The organism is Amycolatopsis keratiniphila (assembly GCF_000400635.2).
Classification (GTDB): Bacteria; Actinomycetota; Actinomycetes; order Mycobacteriales; family Pseudonocardiaceae; genus Amycolatopsis; species Amycolatopsis keratiniphila.
This window is the reverse complement of the sequence record NC_021252.1, coordinates 6,866,132-6,882,116: the sequence shown is the minus strand read 5'-3', so window position 1 is coordinate 6,882,116 and position 15,985 is coordinate 6,866,132. Positions and strand designations below refer to the sequence as shown.

16 protein-coding genes are annotated in these 15,985 nt (G+C 67.9%); 3 read left to right on the top strand and 13 right to left on the bottom strand.

Annotated features, from left to right (window positions below; all coding sequences use genetic code 11):
• Positions 1-56: 56 nt before the first annotated feature.
• Positions 57-851, top strand: coding sequence for an arginase family protein (locus AORI_RS71565; RefSeq protein ID WP_016336414.1), 795 nt, complete (start codon positions 57-59; stop codon positions 849-851).
• A 220-nt stretch (positions 852-1,071) separates the two neighbouring features.
• On the top strand, positions 1,072-2,355 hold the full coding sequence (locus AORI_RS71560; protein ID WP_016336413.1) for a PucR family transcriptional regulator: 1,284 nt from the start codon (positions 1,072-1,074) through the stop codon (positions 2,353-2,355).
• A 72-nt stretch (positions 2,356-2,427) separates the two neighbouring features.
• Here AORI_RS71560 and AORI_RS71555 read toward each other — a convergent pair whose 3' ends face one another.
• Positions 2,428-3,801, bottom strand: a complete 1,374-nt coding sequence (locus tag AORI_RS71555; protein WP_016336412.1) for a DUF6801 domain-containing protein — start codon at positions 3,799-3,801, stop codon at positions 2,428-2,430.
• A 73-nt stretch (positions 3,802-3,874) separates the two neighbouring features.
• Positions 3,875-4,501, bottom strand: a complete 627-nt coding sequence (locus AORI_RS71550) for a DUF6801 domain-containing protein (RefSeq protein WP_016336411.1) — start codon at positions 4,499-4,501, stop codon at positions 3,875-3,877.
• 345 nt (positions 4,502-4,846) lie between these two features.
• Between AORI_RS71550 and AORI_RS71545 the strand changes: the two genes are divergently transcribed.
• Positions 4,847-5,761 carry an RCC1 domain-containing protein gene (locus AORI_RS71545; RefSeq protein WP_016336410.1) on the top strand — a complete coding sequence of 305 codons (915 nt, stop codon included), beginning with the start codon at positions 4,847-4,849 and terminating at the stop codon, positions 5,759-5,761.
• Positions 5,762-5,825: 64 nt separating this feature from the next.
• Here the strand turns inward: AORI_RS71545 and AORI_RS71540 are convergent, their stop codons facing one another.
• The 11 genes from AORI_RS71540 to AORI_RS71490 are packed head-to-tail and all read right to left on the bottom strand — an operon-like array spanning position 5,826 to position 15,752.
• Positions 5,826-6,485: a hypothetical protein gene (locus tag AORI_RS71540; protein WP_016336409.1), complete on the bottom strand. Its 660-nt coding sequence runs from the start codon at positions 6,483-6,485 to the stop codon at positions 5,826-5,828.
• A gap of 39 nt (positions 6,486-6,524) precedes the next feature.
• Entirely contained in the window at positions 6,525-7,133 is a 609-nt protein-coding gene (locus tag AORI_RS71535) for a hypothetical protein (protein ID WP_016336408.1), read from the bottom strand.
• Positions 7,130-7,633 carry a hypothetical protein gene (locus AORI_RS71530; RefSeq protein ID WP_016336407.1) on the bottom strand — a complete coding sequence of 168 codons (504 nt, stop codon included), beginning with the start codon at positions 7,631-7,633 and terminating at the stop codon, positions 7,130-7,132. The genes AORI_RS71535 and AORI_RS71530 overlap by 4 nt, the downstream gene beginning before the upstream one ends.
• Positions 7,618-8,811, bottom strand: coding sequence for an MCE family protein (locus AORI_RS71525; protein ID WP_016336406.1), 1,194 nt, complete (start codon positions 8,809-8,811; stop codon positions 7,618-7,620). Before AORI_RS71525 ends, AORI_RS71530 begins: the two co-directional genes overlap by 16 nt.
• Complete coding sequence (locus AORI_RS71520) at positions 8,811-9,866, bottom strand: MCE family protein (RefSeq protein ID WP_016336405.1); 1,056 nt, start codon at positions 9,864-9,866, stop codon at positions 8,811-8,813. Before AORI_RS71520 ends, AORI_RS71525 begins: the two co-directional genes overlap by 1 nt.
• On the bottom strand, positions 9,866-10,858 hold the full coding sequence (locus AORI_RS71515; protein ID WP_016336404.1) for an MCE family protein: 993 nt from the start codon (positions 10,856-10,858) through the stop codon (positions 9,866-9,868). Before AORI_RS71515 ends, AORI_RS71520 begins: the two co-directional genes overlap by 1 nt.
• A complete protein-coding gene (locus AORI_RS71510) occupies positions 10,855-11,844 on the bottom strand; it encodes an MCE family protein (RefSeq protein WP_043849101.1) in 990 nt (329 codons plus the stop codon). The genes AORI_RS71515 and AORI_RS71510 overlap by 4 nt, the downstream gene beginning before the upstream one ends.
• On the bottom strand, positions 11,841-12,848 hold the full coding sequence (locus AORI_RS71505) for an MCE family protein (protein ID WP_016336402.1): 1,008 nt from the start codon (positions 12,846-12,848) through the stop codon (positions 11,841-11,843). The genes AORI_RS71510 and AORI_RS71505 overlap by 4 nt, the downstream gene beginning before the upstream one ends.
• A complete protein-coding gene (locus AORI_RS71500) occupies positions 12,845-14,110 on the bottom strand; it encodes an MCE family protein (RefSeq protein ID WP_016336401.1) in 1,266 nt (421 codons plus the stop codon). Before AORI_RS71500 ends, AORI_RS71505 begins: the two co-directional genes overlap by 4 nt.
• A complete protein-coding gene (locus AORI_RS71495; protein WP_007031428.1) occupies positions 14,107-14,958 on the bottom strand; it encodes an MlaE family ABC transporter permease in 852 nt (283 codons plus the stop codon). The genes AORI_RS71500 and AORI_RS71495 overlap by 4 nt, the downstream gene beginning before the upstream one ends.
• Complete coding sequence (locus AORI_RS71490; RefSeq protein ID WP_016336400.1) at positions 14,958-15,752, bottom strand: MlaE family ABC transporter permease; 795 nt, start codon at positions 15,750-15,752, stop codon at positions 14,958-14,960. The genes AORI_RS71495 and AORI_RS71490 overlap by 1 nt, the downstream gene beginning before the upstream one ends.
• Positions 15,753-15,985: the final 233 nt, after the last annotated feature.

The following is a 15,985-nucleotide window of genomic DNA, read 5'->3' as shown; positions in this document are numbered from 1 at the left end:
CTCAGCCGAGGGAAGGGGGCCTTCACGCGCTTGCGGCCGTCGCTAACGTGGACCGGGTGCTGATCAACGCCGTACCCCAGTTCCAGGGCGCATTGACCGAGCGGGCGCCGGAGTTGCCCGAGGGCTGCGTCGCGCTCGCCGAGCTCGCGGGTCACGTGCTGGGCGTGCCGGTGCACCACATCCGGCAGACACGCGAGACCTCGCCCGCGGTCGACGGCATCGCCAACCGCGCGGTGCTCACCGGCGCGAACCGGGCCGCGCAGCTCGCCGCGCTGGAGGCGCCGGGCGGGCCGGTGCTCACCATCGGCGGGGACTGCGGAGTCGAGCTGATCCCGATCGGCGTCGCGCGCTACCGCTTCGGGCCGGGCCTCGGTGTCGCCTGGTTCGACGCGCATTCCGACCTCAACACCGCGGACACGTCGCCGTCGGGCGCGTTCCACGGCATGGTGCTGCGGTCGCTGCTCGGCGAGGGCGATCCGGAGTTCGCCGCGAACCCGCCGGTCGAACCGGGGCGCGTCGTCCTCGCGGGGACGAGGGCCTTCGACGACGCCGAGCGGGCCGTGGTCGAGCGCGGGCTCGTGGTCGAGACGGCCGACGTCGCCGCCGGGCTGGCCGGTTCGGACAAGGTGTACGTCCATCTCGATCTCGACGTGCTCGACCCGGCGGAGTTCGACGGGCTGAACTATCCGGAGCCCGGTGGCTTGACGATCGAACGTCTGGTGGCGATGCTTCGCGGGCTGAGCGGTTTCGAGGTCGTCGGTGCGGGGATCACCGAATGCGTGGGCACCGAGGTCCGCGTGCTGGAGCCCGTGCTCGAGGTACTAGGCGAATTGCTCACCGGGAAGCAGTGACGCTCCGTATTCATCGGCCGTTCGTACGTACCGCGCGAGGCGTTTGCCGGGCACTTGTCATCAAAATTCAGGGATGGCCCGTGATTTTGTCACGATGGTGACAAGAAATCGGTTTCTTCTGCGAAAGGTGACACATTCACGGGCGACTTCGCGATGTGTTCGTTGTCACCCCACGACGATCGTGGGATGTCAGGACGCTGGGCGGAGCAAAGGAGCTGCGATGTCGGTGGAGCGCGGAATCGAACACGCTGCGCAGCCTCCCGCGGCACTTCCCCGCAAACTCGCCGACATTTTGCGACCTGAGCTCGGCAGTCTCGCCAACGAGATCGTCGACGAGATCCGGGCGACCATCCCCGCGTACGCGCGCCCGCTCGACGGGCCCTACGGCAAGTCGATCCGTGCGGGCGTCGAGTACGCGATCACGCTTTTCGTCGCCCAGATCGCGGATCCCACCGTCTCCAAGGAACAGTCGCACGAGGTCCACCATCGGCTGGGGCAGAACGAGATGCGGGAAGGCCGCAGCCTCGACACCCTCCAGTCGGCGTACCGGGTCGGTGCCCGGGTCTCGTGGCGGCGCATCATGCGCGTCGGCCGCCGCAGCGGGCTCTCGTCCGCGGTGATGTCGCAGCTGGCCGACGCGATGCTCGCGTTCATGGACGAACTCGCGTCCGTCGCGCTGGACGGCTATCTCGAAGCGAAGGCCCGCACCGCTGGCGCGCTGGACACGTGGCGCCGCAAACTGCTGCACCTCGTGCTGGAGACGCCGCCCGCGCCGTCGAAGGCGATCGCGGAACTCGCGCAGCTGACCGGCTGGACGGTGCCCGAACGCGCCACCCCGGTGGTGCTGCACCCGATCGGCGAGACCGTCAGACCCCGGCGGCACAACGCCGTGGATTCGGACGTCCTCGCCGAACTCGACTGCGCTGAGCCGCGTCTGCTCGTCCCGGGCGAGATCTCGATCGCCCGCCTGGCCACCCTGCAGGCCGCGCTGCCGGAGTACCGGCTGTCGATCGGTCCGTGCCGTCCGCTGGATTCCGTCGCCGATTCCCTGCGCTGGGCGCGCGAGGCCCTGCTCCTTTCCGAGCGCGGCATCATCCAGGCCCGCCGCGTGATCCGCGCCGAAGACCATCTGGCCACCCTGCTCGTGAACGCCGACGCCGCGCTGACCTGCCAGCTGCGCGACCGCCTGTTCGCCCCGCTCGCCGACATGACCGGGAAGCAGCGGGAACGGCTGCTCGAAACCCTCCGCGCGTGGCTCGACAGCCAGGGCAACGTCGTCGAGATCGCCGAGCGGCTCCAGGTGCATCCGCAGACCGTCCGGTACCGCATGCGGCAGCTGCAGGCGACCTTCGGCGAGCACCTGCGCGACCCGGGGGCTCGGTTCGAGATGGAGCTCGCGCTGCGGGCCGGGGCCGGCCTTTCCGCTTCGCCCGAAGGCTTCACGCTCCCGGAGGTGCTGCCGTCGCCGCGCAAGAGTCCACAGTGGACGCCGAGCGGGTCGTAGGGGCGCGCCTGGATGTCATGAAAGGGTCGTTCAGGACGAAAAACGTCCTGAACGACCCTTTCATGACACGCGTCAGCGGCCCGCCGGCGGCTCGACGTTCGGACACTTGCGCTCGGGGTCCCAGGGCAACCCGACCTGGTTGACCCCGACACAAGCCTGGTTCCCCGGCCCCGAAGCCATCCCGGTCAGCAGCGAGTCGAGATCCTCCTTCGCGCCGCAGCCCGAGAACGGGGGGAGCGTGAAGTCCCGATAGGCGGGATCCGTCCACTTCGGATCGGTGCGCACCACGCCGCCGGTGAACATCCCGTACTTCTCCCCGCGGAGGTTGATCTTGATCGGCTCGGCGGTGAGGCAGTGGTCGCCGACGTCGAGGGCGACGCCGTTGACGGTGACCCCGCTCAGTTTCCCGTAGACCTTGAGCGGGGTGAGGACGGTCGAACTGCCCTCCGGTTCCGGGATCGAAACGCCGTCCACATCGATGATGTGATTACCGGTCGCGTAGTCCTCCGGCAGCAGTTCCATGGTCGCGGTGATCGGGACGAAGCCGAAACCGAGGAAGCTCAGCTTGCTCGGCGGCATCATGACGGAGCCGGTGATCTTGCCGGGCCCTTCGGTGTTCTCCAGGTCGACGTGCCACACCGCGTTGACCATGAACGCGGGCTTCAGCCGGGCGAAGGCGCCGAGCTTCGTGATCGACGACGTGCCCTGCAGTTCGAACGGCTGCAAAGCGATCGGGTAGAGGGCGCCGGCCTGGACGTCGTCCGCGGCCCGCGCGTCGGCACCGGGTTTCTTCTGCTCGCCGGGTTTGCCGGATTGCGGCTTGGGTTTTCCGAGCGGCAGGAGCGCGACACTGCCGAGCAGCGTGTTCTGGTCCGGCGTCTGGGTGCAGGTGACGGGTTTGAGCGGCGTCTCCGCGGCGGTCAGCGCGAGCGACGGCGCGCCCGTGCTCAGCCGCAGTTCGGAAGGCACCTTCAGCAGGATGTCGGGGACGGTGCCCTTCGCGACCAGCTTCAGTTCGCCGGTGGCGGGCACCTTCGTCGCCGGGATCGTCACGGACACCGGGATCGGGGTCTTCTTGTCCCCGTTCGCGGCCGTGAGTTCGACGGTCGCGCCACCCGTGACCTCGGCGACGGTGCCGAGCGATCCCTCGCCGATCGTGAAGGTCAGCGAGAAGTCCTTGATCTGAACGGGTTTCCCGGTCGGGACGACTTTCGGCAGCGTCGCCTGGACGTCCATGGTGACCGGCCGTTCCCCGGCGGGATCCGGGAAGACGCAGGTGTTCGCGAGGCTCTGACGCGCGGACGTGGTGCCCTGCAAGGGGGCCGGCGGCGGCGTGTCCGGATCGGTCGCGGCCGAAGAGGACAGTGCCCCGCTCACACCCACGAGCAGGATGACGCCCGCCAGAACGGGAAACCTCCCGAGTGCCCGGCGAACCTGCTGCGTCATGGATGTTCCTCTCGTGCCTCGCGCGGATGGAGACCGTGCGGGGCGGGCGTCCCCGCCCCGCACGGGTGGTTCATCAGGTGATCGGGATCGCCGGGCTGAACGCGCGGTTCTGCGCCGGGTTGGTGTTCTTCACCGTGCAGTTGAAGTTCCACGCCGTCCAGGTGCCGTCCTTCTTGTGGAAGTCCAGCGGAGCGTTGATCGTGGTGCCGAGGGAGATCACGCCCGAGCCGGGAGCGCCCGCGGTCAGCGTCGGAACACTGGTGCCGGCGTCCTGGACGATGTTGAACGACCGGGGGCCCGGCACGTACGGGTTGATCTGGGTCGGAACGTCCAGGTTGGTCACCGTCGCCGACGTCGGGGTGGCGTTGGTGGCGGTGATCGGCATGTTGGCCTTGCCGCGGACACCGTCGTAGTTGGCGGCGTTGAGCAGCGCGTTGATGGTCGCGTTGATCGTCGCGGTGCCGCCGACACTCGACGGAGTGGCGGTGCCGCCGGAGGCGACCGAGTCCGGCCCGACGAAGTTCGCCTTCACGTCCAGCTGCTGCTGGCCGATGCCGGGGAAGTTGCACATGTAGGCGACGGTGCCGGTGGCGTAGGTGGTCGCGGCGGCGGCCGTGCCGGCGGTGAGCACGGCGACGGCGCCGAGCACGATGCCGGTGGTGGCGACGCCTGCCGACAACTTGCCAAGTCTACGGGACATACCTGTCATCTCCTTTGATCCAGTTTACGTCTCGGGCGGCTTTCCCCATGCGCCTTTCGGCGGATTTTTCTGATCAAATATGCTCGACTCGAGCGGCTTTCTCGGTGGTGGGGTAAACCGAGGTTACCCGCGAGTTATGTACGTAACAAGGATTCATGTCGACATGTTTCGAAGTGGGTGAGGCGCCCGTTCTTTCTTGTCAGCGGGCGCTGAATGCGATTATGAAGTTTGTCCGTGGATGACAAAGAGGCGGCCGATCGGTGCAGCCGGGTTAACATTCGGCGCATGTCTTCCGAGAATCGACGATCGGCATCACGACGGGTAGCGGGCGTCGCGATTACCGTAATGATCGCAACGGTTTCCCTTTGCGGTACGGCGAGCGCCGCGCAGACCGGCGAAGCGCGGCCATGGGGGAGCAACGACTACGGGCAGGGGACCATACCGGCCGCCGCGCTCGGCGCCAGTGCGGTCTCCGCCGGCGCGATCACCCATCTCGCACTCAAGGACGGCGGGGTGATCGCCTGGGGGAACGACAGTTACGGCCAGTTGGCGGTTCCGGCGGCGGCCACGTCCGGCGTCTCGGCGATCGCCGCAGGCTGGGCGCACGAACTCGCGCTGAAGAACGGCGGCGTGATCGCCTGGGGCAACGGCTTCTACGGGCAGAACGTCGTGCCGCCGTCCGCGACCTCGGGGGTCACGGCGATCTCCACCAGCGCGTACTTCAACCTGGCGCTCAAAACGAACGGCAGCGTGGTGAGCTGGGGTTCGCGGACCAGTGTCCCCGCGACCGTCTCCTCCGGGGTCACCGCGATCTCGGCCGGTGGGGACCACGGGCTCGCGCTGAAGAACGGCGGCGTCGTCGCCTGGGGCAGCAACGGGAAGGGGCAGATCACCGTGCCCGCGGCGGCCACCTCCGGGGTTTCGGCGATCTCGGCCGGTTTCCGGCACAGCATCGCGCTGAAGAACGGCGGCGTGCTCGCCTGGGGTGACAACTTCTACGGCCAGGCCACGGTCCCCCCGGAAGCGCAGTCCGGCGTGGTCGCCATCGACGCGGGCTTCAACCACAACGTGGCGCTGAAGTCCGACGGGAGCGTCTTCGCCTGGGGCAGCAACGTGAAGTCCGAAAGCCGTGACACCAGCACGGAACCGCCGACGGACTTCTGGAAGTTCTCCGGCGTGTGCGCTCCGGTCTACGCCGTTTCCGCCGGTGACAGCACCGGCGTCGCGCTGGTCGACCCCGCGGCGCCGTACTTCTGCTGACGTTCCGTGAAGGCCTCCTTGAGGGACCCAGGGTCCCTCAAGGAGGCCTTCACGGACTTGAGCGTCAGGACAGGTTCGACTTCATGCTCAAGTTGATCGTGTTGTCGGGACCGGAGATCAACGCCCCCAGCGCGAGGTCGTTGATGAAGCAGTCCTTGAACTCGGGGATGGTGAACGTCCCCGAGGACGGGATGGTCGGCGCGAACAGGTCGACGTTCTTCGACACCAGCGTCAGGTCGAGCGGCTTGACCGTCTTGCACGCGTTCGGCACCGTCGGGAGCGGGATGACCGGCCAGAACAGGCCGACCACGATGTTGTCGATCAGCATGTTCGCCTGCGAGTGCGTGGTCAGGTCGCCGTTGGCCAGCGTGCCGGTGACCGGGCCGGTCGGCTCGATCCGCACGCGGGCCTTGATCTTGAAGACCCCCGAGACCAGCGAGATGTTCGCCGTCGACGGCGGCAGGGCCAGATCGCCGCGGATGCCGACGTTGTCACCGTCGATGACCAGCGCGCCGTTGAGCTGACCCGGGCCCAGGTTGAGGGTGCCGCCGGTCTTCTTCACCGTGGTCGTCCCGGTGACGGTGTAGGACACCGGGATCTCCACCGGGTCGTCCGCCAGTGCCGGGGTCGCGGCGAGGCTGCCCGCCATGGCGAGCGCGGACGTGAGCGCGACGACCGTGCCGAGACGGCGGCGGGCTGTTTTAGGGCGCGTTCGACCGAACATGGGATTCTCCTCGTTTTCTCTCCTGGTTTACAAAGCGGATTATCTGGGGACGAGATCGGTGATGACCCAGTTGTCGCCTTCGCGTTCCGCGGTGATCGAAAGCTGTGCCGCGGCCGCCGTCGAAGAATTGTTGTCGGCCCGGACGGCCGCTTGATCGAGGAATACCAGCAGCCTCGCTTTACCGCCGCCGAGTTCCTGGACGGCGGATGACGAGACCCGGGTGGTGAGGACCAGTTTCTGGGCCGGGGCCTTTTCCCTGACTTGGGCGAACAACCGGTTGTAGGACTCCAGTGCCTTTCCTCTGAGCACCGCGGCGGCCGCCTTTTCGGTGACGTCGGTCCGGTCGTAGGAATAGGAGAAGATCTTGTCCAGCGCCACCGTCACCGCGGAGTTCACCTCGGCCGTCGCGCCGACGTCGGTGAGCGCGGTGTTGGCCGCCGACGGCGTCGCCGAGATCGACCTCGCCTCCAGCGTGAACCACACCCCGGCCGCCACCAGCACGGCCGCCGCGACCAGCAGGATCAGTGGCAGGTCCGGCCGGCGGGACGGCTTCCGGGCGGCCTCTTCGGTGGTCTCTTCGGGCGTGGTCTCGGGCTCGGTCTCCGCAGTGACATCGGCGTCCACGTCGGTGTCGGCCGTGGCGGTCATCGCGCACCCACCGGCAGCTGGTCGAGCGCGCTGAGCTTCCAGCCCTCGTCCGTCCTGGTCAGCCCGGCGGCGAAGCGGTTGCGTTTCGTCGTCGGCGCCGCGCCTTCCTTCGCCATCGTGATCTCCACCGATGCCAGCATCTTGGCCGTTCCCGCGTGGTCGTCGAGTTCGCTGATCGCCGCGTCGAGCACCTTGCCCGTGGAGACCGTCGCGTCCTTGGTGAGCGTCCGTCTCGTCGCGTCGTCGGTCTTGCCCAGCTGATCGCGCAGCGGGCCGGTGGACGCGGCGAGCCAGTCGGCGATGCCCTGGTCGACGCGGTGATGGTCGAGACTGGTCAGCCGGGCGACGAGTTCGCGTCCGGACTTCAGTGCTTCGTCGCGGGAGTTGCCGTAGGACACGGCCTCGGAAGCCGTCGCCGTGAACCAGGTGTACCCGGCCCACCCCGCGAACGCGCAGGCCGCGGCGAACACCGCGATCGCGATCTTCAGTTTCGCAGCCACAACATCTCCTCGAGGCTGGTGGACGTCGGCTGGCCGTCGGCGCCGAAGCCGCCGGGGATCGCGGCGGGCGGGACGCCGCCCTTCGGCGCGTTCTGCGAGCCGCGGACCGAACTCGGGTTGCCCCGTTCGAGCGTGCACGCGGCACCGGTGTTGAACGGCAGCGGTGAGAGATCCGCGCTGTCTCGGATCTTCGTGCCCTCATAGCCCTTGGTGCACGGCATCGGGTCGAAGAAGGTCAGGACCAGCCCGATCTTCCCGGACTGCTCGTCGACGGCCGCGTCGACCGCGGACACCGCCTTCGGGGTGTTGATCAGCAGCTGCCGGAGGCCGTCCGTGCGGGCCGAGAACACGTGCGACGTGGTGAGCAGGTTCGCCAGCAGGATCGGCAGGCCCGGCTCGTTGTCCTTCAGCAGCCCGGAGAGCTGCGTCGCCGCGTCGGGCGCCGTCGCGATCAGCCGCCGCAGGTCACCGTCCGAACGGGACAGCTGCTCGGCGAACTGCTTGGCGTTGCCGCTGAACTGCCGCCAGGCCTGCGACGAGTCGACCTGGGTCTTCAGCACGGTCGAGCCGTCGGTGATCAGCTTCTCCGTCTGTGGCAGGTGATCCGACGCCTGTTTGGTGAAGTCGGTGGTGGAGTCCAGCAGCACCTGCAGGTTCGCGCCGGACCCGCGCAGGGCGTTGTCGAGTTCGTCGACCACGGTCCGCAGATCCTCGGTCGGCACGGACGCGGTCAGCGAGTCCAGATCGGTCAGCAGATTCTGCACCGGCAGCGGCACGGTCGTCGCCTCGCGCGGGATGACCGAACCCTCGGCGAGGAACGGCCCGTCGCCGGTGCGGGGTTGCAGGTCGACGAACTGCTCACCGACCGCGGACCGGTTCGCCACGACCGCCCGCGAGTTCGCGGGGATCGGCGGCGCGTCGTCGTCGATCAGCAGATCCGCCTCCATCCCGCCGTCGGTGAGCCGCAGTTCGCCGACCCGGCCGACGGCGACGCCCCGGTAGGTCACCTCGCCGTTGGTGAACAGGCCCCCGCCGTCGGTCAGCGCGAGCTTCACGGTGTACCCGCCCGCCCCGAAGAGCCTGCCGAGCCCCGCGTAGTTCGCCCCGACGAACGCCGTCGTCGCCAGGGCGAGGATGACGAACGCGAGCACCTGGATCCGGATACGGGCGGTGAGCATCAGCTACCTCCGGAGGACGGCAGCGGCAGGGTCGGGAGTCCCGGCGGGACCCCTTCGCCAGGGGGAGGGAGTTCGACGCCCGGCGCGGGGATCATCGTGGCGTAGACGTTCAGGTAGTCGCCCTTGATCCCGTCTCGGACGGCGTCGGTGAACGGGAACGTCGGCAGGATCTCCAGCGACTTGGGCAGGCTCTCGCCGGCGTCGGCCAGCCGTTTCAGGATCGGCGCGAGCGCGGTGAGGTCCGCGACGAGATCGGCACGGCTCTTCTTGATCACGTCGACGCCGACCCCCGAGAGCCGGTCCAGCGACTGCAGCATCGAGACGAGCTGGGTGCGCTGATCGGAGAGGCTCTGAAGGCCGGGGGTGAGATCGGTGAGCGCGCCTTCGACCTGCTTCTTCCGGTTCGCCAGCGTGGCCGAGAGCCGGTTGAGCCCGTCGAGCGCCGACGTGATCTCGGAGCGGTGGGAGTCCAGGTTGGACACCAGTTGCTCCACAGTGGACAGGAAGGAGCGGATCTCCTCCTCGTTGCCGTCCATCACCTTCGACAGCTCGCGGTTGATGGTCTGCAACTGGCCGATCCCGCCGCCGTTGAGCAGCAGGGACAGCGCGCCGAAGATCTCCTCGAACTCCGGGTTGCGGTTCGTGCTCGCGACCGGGATCACCCCGCCGTCGCCCAGCCTGCCCTCGGCCTTCGCCGCGCTCGGGGCGAGTTCGATGAACTTCTCGCCGAGCAGGCTGGACTGCCGCAGCCGCGCGATGGCGTTGGCGGGCAGCTGCACGTCGCCGTTGACCGCCAGCACGGTCTCGGCCGTCCAGCCGTCTTCGGCGAGCCTGATCGTCTCGACCCGGCCGACCGGGACGTCGCCGACCTTCACCGCGGCCTGCGGGACCAGATCGAGCACGTCGGCGAACTGCACGGTCACCCGGTACGGATGGTCCCCGATGTCCGCGCCGCCGGGCAGCGGCAGGTCGTAGACGCCCTTGAAGTCCGAAGAGCAGGCGGTGAGCGCGACACAGCACGCGGTGAGCGCGGCGATCGCCCGTTTCGTGGCCATCAGCGCCCCCCGGTGTAGGTGTCGCCGGCGACGGGCAGCGGGAGCGGGGCGTATTCGAGCATGTTGCCGCGGCTCTGCAGTTTGCCGGTCTTCGGGTCGACGGCTTCGAGCACGTTCGTCACCGCCAGCGGGATCGTGTCGAGGGTCTCTGCCAGCGCGGCGCGTTTGTCGACCAGTGTCCCGGTGGTCACCGCGAGCTTGTCCACATTGGACTTGATCAGCGCGCGGTTCTCCTTGATGAACTGCTGGATCTCCGCGAGCGCACTACCGAGGCCGTTGAGCGCGCGGGCGAGCTCGTCCTTGTTCGCGGCCAGCGTCCCGGTGACCGCGGCGAGCTGCTTGTTGACCTCGCTGACGTTGCGGTCGTTGGTCGCCAGCATCGAGGTGAACCGCTGCAGCTCGTCGACGGTGGCGAAGAGGTTCTGCGAGTTCCCGGACAGGGTCCTGGCGAGGTCGGCGAAGTTGCGCACCGACTCGTTGAACGGTTTGCCGTTGCCCTGCAGGTTCTTCGCGCCGGTGCGCAGCAGCTCCGAAAGCGCGCCGTCGGCGTTCGCCCCCTTGGGGCCCAGCGCCTTGGCGAGCGTGTCGAGGCTGGAGTAGAGCTGGTCGAGTTCCACCGGGGTGCCGGTGCGCTCGACCGGGATCACCGCGCCGTCGTCCAGCCGGTTCCCCGCGCGGGTGAGCTTGGTGAACTGGACGTACCGGTCCGCCACCACGCTCGGCGCCACGACCAGGACGTTCGTGTCGGCGGCGATCGGTGTCGAGCCGTCGACGGTCAGCACGACCTCGACCTGTTCTCCGCGTGGATTCACCGATTCCACCTGGCCGACCCGGACGCCGAGCACGCGCACGTCCGATCCACTGTAGACACCGACCGCGCGCGAGAAGTACACCGTGACGCGGTCGAGCCCACTGCCGGAGAAGATCCACCAGAGGCCGCCGACGACGGCCAGCGCCAGCACGAGCGCGAGGGTGACGAATCTGCTGATCACCGGCCGCCTCCCGGGATCTTCGGGGTGCAGGAGTCCCGGTTCTCCGGGATGAGGCCGCACAGATAGCCGTCCACCCAGCGCCCGTTGCCGAGCGAGTTGTTCACCACGCGGAAGTACGGCGCGGCGAGGTCGAGGCTCTTGGCGAGATTGTCGTTCTGCCGCTGCAGGATGTCGGTCACCTCTCCGAGCTGTCTGAGCGCTCCGCCGAGCTGGTCCTTGTTGTCCTTCACCAGTCCCGAAAGCTGGGCGGCGAGCTGCTGCGAGCCGGTCAGCAGGTCGTGGATCGCCTGCCGCCGGCGGTCCAGTTCGGTCAGCAGGAGATTGCCGTTCGAGAGGAGCTTGGCGAAGTCGTCGTTCGAATTCGCGAGCGTGGTGGTGAGGCCGTGCGCGTTGGTCAGCAGGCTGGCGAGCTCGCTGTCCCTGGAGGACACGGTCTTCGACAGCGACGTCAGCCCTTCGAGCGCCTTCTTGATGTGCTCGGGCGAGTTCTTGAACGTGTCGGACAGCGTCGTGAAGCTTTCCGCGAGCTGATCGGTGTCGATCGCGCCCGCGGTGTCGGCCAGCCCGTTGAAGGCCTCGGTGACGTCGTAGGGCGTCACTGTCCTGGTGCGCGGGATGATCTGCTTCGGGTTCTGCACCGTCTCGCCGGTCGGGCGCAGCGCGAGGAACTTCCGGCCCAGCAGGGTCTTGATCTTGATCTCGGCGGCGGTCTTGTCGCCGACCCAGGCGTCCTTGACCCGGAAACTGACCACCACGTGGTCTTCGGCGAGCCGGACGTCGCTCACCTCGCCGACCTTGATCCCGGCGATGCGGACTTCGTCGTCCTGCTGCAGGCCCGCCGCTTCGGAGAATTCGGCCTGGTAGGTGGTTCCGGAGCCGATGATCGGCAGGTTCTCGTAGTTGAGCGTCGCGGTCAGCACCGCGGCCGCCACGGCACTGCCGACGAGACCGACGACGATCGGGTTCCGTTCCTTGAAGGGTTTCACGACGTGCACCTCTCCGCCGTCGCCGGAACCCCGCGGGGAGGCGTGGTCTTGAGGACGGCCGAGCACAGGTAGAAGTTCATCCACGATCCGTACGAGCTGATCCGCCCCAGTTCGTTCAGCTTGCCGGGGAGGACGGTGAGGAAGTTGTCGACCTCGGCCTTGGCCTCGTCGGTCGTCAGCTGACCGGAGAGCAGGCCCAGGCCTTCGATGCTGTCCTTGAGCGGCTTCCTGCCCTGGTCGAGCAGGCCGGCCGTGGCGGTGGTGAGTTCCGCGAGCCCCGAGACGGCTTCCCCGATCTCGGTGCGGTCACCGGCGAGGCCGGTCACCAGCTCCTTCAGCGTGGAGACCAAAGTGGCCAGCGCGTCACCCTTGCCGTTGATGCTCTTCAGCACCGTGTCCAGGTTCGTGATCACCTCGCCGATCACCTTGTCGCGGCCGGCGAGCGTGGTGGTCAGCGAACCGGTGTGCGCCAGCAGGCTTTCCACCGTGCCGCCTTCACCCTGCAGCACCTGGACGATCTCGCCGGAGAGCTGGTTGACGTCCTTGGGCGAGAGAGCCTGGAACAGCGGTTTGAAGCCGTTGAACAGTTCCGTGAGATCCAGCGCGGGTGTCGTGCGCTCCAGCGGGATCTCCGCGCCGGGCTCCAGGAGTTCGCGGGTGCCCTTGCCGCGTTCGAGTGCGATGTAGCGCTGGCCGACCATGTTGCGGTACTTGATCACCGCGGTGACGTCGGCGGGCAGCCTGCGCTGGGAGTCGAGGGAGAACTCGACGCGGGCCAGGCTGTGGTCGGCGATCTCCAGCGCTTCGATCTGGCCGACCCGCACGCCGGAGATCCGGACGTCGTCGCCGACGTTCAGCGACGTCGCGTCGAGGAACTTGGCGCTGTAGTTCTTGGTGTCGCCGAGGCCGGTGTTCGTGATGGACACCGCCAGCAGCACCGTCGCCAGCGTCGTGACGACGACGAAGATCAGCCCCTTGATCAGGGGGCTCACGAAGTTCCTCATCGCAGGGTCACCTCCGTGCCGCGGTAGAGCGGGCCAACGAGCACGCTGCCCCAGGCGGGTACCTCGGCCGTCGGAACGCCCATGGACGGCGCGACCAGGGTGGAGATCAGTTCCCGCTCCTGCGGCGAGTTCGGCAGCCCGAGGTCACCCTGCACACCCGGCAGTGCGGCGGTCTTCCCGTCGGTCGCGGCGATCCCTTGGCCGATCAGCCCGTTCGACGGATAGCATCGTGGTTCACCGGTGGCGTTGTAGACCGGATCGTCCTTTCCCGGGACGTATTTGCCGCGAGGCTGGGTCACGACGATCTCCGCGTGCAGGCCGGGCTCGTCGGTTCCGGCACCCAGCACCTTGTCCATCTGCGGTTTCAGTTTGGCGAGCGCGTCGAGCGTGCAGGCGAAACTCGGCGAGTACTTCGCGGCGACCTCCAGCGGCGCGCGGCTGTCGGCGGCGAGCGCGATGATGTTGGCGCGGTTGTTGGCGAGGAACGTCGTGACCTGCTGGGACGACGACGTCACCTGCTGGTACACCGACGCCAGCTCCGCCCGTTTCTCCTTGACCGTGTCGAGCGTGACGGCCGAGGCACTCAGCGCGTCGAGCAGATCCGGTGCGATGTCGCCGTACAGCTTCGAAACCGTGGCGAGGTCGCGGATGTTGTCGTTCAGCGCCGGGAGATTCGGGTTGAACTCCTTCAGGTACGCGGCCGCCGTGGCGAGCGTGTCGCCGATCTGGTCGCCGCGGCCTTCCAGCGCGGTCGAGACCGTGGTCAGCGTGGTCGCGAGCTTCTGTGGCTGCACCGCCTTGAGCAGTGGCAACAGGTTGTCGAAGACGCGCTCCAGCTCGATCGCGTTGGCCGAACGGTCCTGGGTGATCACGTCGCCCGAGCTCAAGGGTCCGGCCTTCGGTCCGTCCGGAATGGACAGTTGCACGTACCGCTCACCGAACAGCGTCTTCGGCACGAGCAGCGCGGACACGTTCTTCGGCAGCTGGGAAACCTTCCCCGGCTCCATGGCCAGATCGATCTCCGCGCCGCCGGGCGTGGCGCGGACGTCGCGGATCTCGCCGACCACCACGCCGCGCGCCTTGACCTGCCCGCCCGCGCGCAACTGGTTGCCGACGCGGTCGGCCTGCAGCGTCACCGGCACGGAGTCGACGAAATCCTTGCGGTAGATCTTGATCGACAGCAGCACGAGGGCGGACATCACCACGAGGAACAGGACCCCGGCCGTCCTGACCCCGGCTTTGCGCAGCCCGCGCCGGCTCATCCGGCCACCTGCACCGTCGTGGTCGCGCCCCAGATCGCGAGGCTGAGGAAGAAGTCGAGCACGCTGACCGCCACGATCGCGGTCCGCACGCCACGTCCGACGGCGACGCCGACCCCCGCCGGGCCACCGCTCGCGCGGAAGCCGTAGTAGCAGTGGGCGAGCACGATCACGACACTGAACACCAGCACCTTGCCGAACGACCAGAGCACGTCACCGGGCGGCAGGAACAGCAGGAAGTAGTGGTCGTAGGTGCCCGCGGACTGGCCGTAGAACCAGACGGTGATCTGGCGCGACGCGAGATACGAGGTCAGCAGGCCGATCGCGTACAACGGGATGACCGCGAGGAAACCGGCGATGATCCGGGTGGTCACCAGGTACGGGACGCTGGGGATGCCCATCACTTCGAGCGCGTCGATCTCCTCGGAGATGCGCATCGCGCCCAGCTGCGCGGTGAACCCGCAGCCGACGGTCGCCGACAAGGCGAGCCCGGCCACGAGCGGCGCGATCTCGCGGGTGTTGAAGTACGCGGAGACGAACCCGGCGAACGCCGACGTGCCGACCTGGTTGAGCGCCGAATACCCCTGGAGCCCGACGACCGTGCCGGTGAACACGGTCATCCCGATCATCACGCCGATCGTGCCGCCGATGACCGCGAGCGCGCCGCTGCCGAAACTGACCTCGGCCAGCAGGCGGGTGATCTCCCGGAGATAGCGGCGCACCGCGCGCGGCACCCAGGCGAGTGCTTTGAGGAAGAAGAGGATCTGGTCGCCGAGCGTGTCCAGGAACCCGAACCGGCGATCGACGGCTTCGCGGACCCGCGTCGCGCGGGTGGGTGTGCTCGTGACCATCAGCTGCCCTTCGCCGGGACGAGCTGCAGGTAAAGCGTCGTCAGCACGAGGTTCAACAGGAACAGGAGGAGGAAAGTGATGACCACGGATTGGTTCACCGCGTCACCGACGCCTTTCGGGCCGCCTTTCGGATTGAGCCCGCGATAAGAGGCGACGATCGCCGCGACGAAACCGAAGATGACCGCTTTGATCTCGCTGATCCAGAGGTCCGGCAGCTGCGCGAGCGCGGAGAAACTGGCCAGATACGCACCCGGTGTCCCGTTCTGCATGATGACGTTGAAGAAATAACCGCCGAGAACGCCGACCACGCTGACCATTCCGTTGAGGAATGCGGCGACCCCCATCGCGGCGAGCACGCGCGGCACGATCAGGCGCTGGATGGGGGAGACCCCGAGCACCTCCATCGCGTCGATCTCCTCGCGGATCGTGCGCGACCCGAGATCCGCGCACATCGCCGAACCGCCCGCGCCCGCGATCAGCAACGCCGTCACGATCGGGCTGGCCTGCTGGATGATCGCCAGCACACTGGCCGCGCCGGTGAAGGATTGCGCGCCGATCTGCGCGGTCAGCGACCCGATGTGCAGCGCGATCACCGCGCCGAACGGGATCGCGACCAGCGCCGTCGGCAGGATCGACACACTCGCGATGAACCAGAACTGCTGGATCAGCTCGCGTGCCTGGAACGGCCGCCGGAAGGTCAGGCGGACGACGTCGAGGCCGAGCGAATAGAGCCTTCCGGTCTCCCGGATCGCACCCGCGCCGGGGAATGAGGGTGCGCCAGTCCGGACGCCCACGCCGACCCTCCCGTTTTCCGGGCACGGCGAATACACCCCAGCTTGCGCAATTCCTTTGCTCCGAATGGCGGAACGGAATCGTTGAACAGTATCAACGGGGTGTTACCGTGCTGTTTGCTACTGGTCGGTACGCTAATCACGCGCCTGCCTGGTGACAAGAACTTCGGTGTGATCAAGACGTCACGTCCTGGTAACCGGTGAATTCTTGTCTTTTTCTGACAAAGGCGGGCGGG

Coding starts and splice junctions, on each gene's coding strand:
- AORI_RS71540 (WP_016336409.1), bottom strand. CDS start 6,485: ATGTTCGGTCGAACGCGCCCTAAAACAGCCCGCCGCCGTCTCGGCACG.
- AORI_RS71500 (WP_016336401.1), bottom strand. CDS start 14,110: ATGAGCCGGCGCGGGCTGCGCAAAGCCGGGGTCAGGACGGCCGGGGTC.
- AORI_RS71525 (WP_016336406.1), bottom strand. CDS start 8,811: ATGCTCACCGCCCGTATCCGGATCCAGGTGCTCGCGTTCGTCATCCTC.
- AORI_RS71550 (WP_016336411.1), bottom strand. CDS start 4,501: ATGTCCCGTAGACTTGGCAAGTTGTCGGCAGGCGTCGCCACCACCGGC.
- AORI_RS71520 (WP_016336405.1), bottom strand. CDS start 9,866: ATGGCCACGAAACGGGCGATCGCCGCGCTCACCGCGTGCTGTGTCGCG.
- AORI_RS71560 (WP_016336413.1), top strand. CDS start 1,072: ATGTCGGTGGAGCGCGGAATCGAACACGCTGCGCAGCCTCCCGCGGCA.
- AORI_RS71535 (WP_016336408.1), bottom strand. CDS start 7,133: ATGACCGCCACGGCCGACACCGACGTGGACGCCGATGTCACTGCGGAG.
- AORI_RS71495 (WP_007031428.1), bottom strand. CDS start 14,958: ATGGTCACGAGCACACCCACCCGCGCGACGCGGGTCCGCGAAGCCGTC.
- AORI_RS71505 (WP_016336402.1), bottom strand. CDS start 12,848: ATGAGGAACTTCGTGAGCCCCCTGATCAAGGGGCTGATCTTCGTCGTC.
- AORI_RS71555 (WP_016336412.1), bottom strand. CDS start 3,801: ATGACGCAGCAGGTTCGCCGGGCACTCGGGAGGTTTCCCGTTCTGGCG.
- AORI_RS71545 (WP_016336410.1), top strand. CDS start 4,847: ATGATCGCAACGGTTTCCCTTTGCGGTACGGCGAGCGCCGCGCAGACC.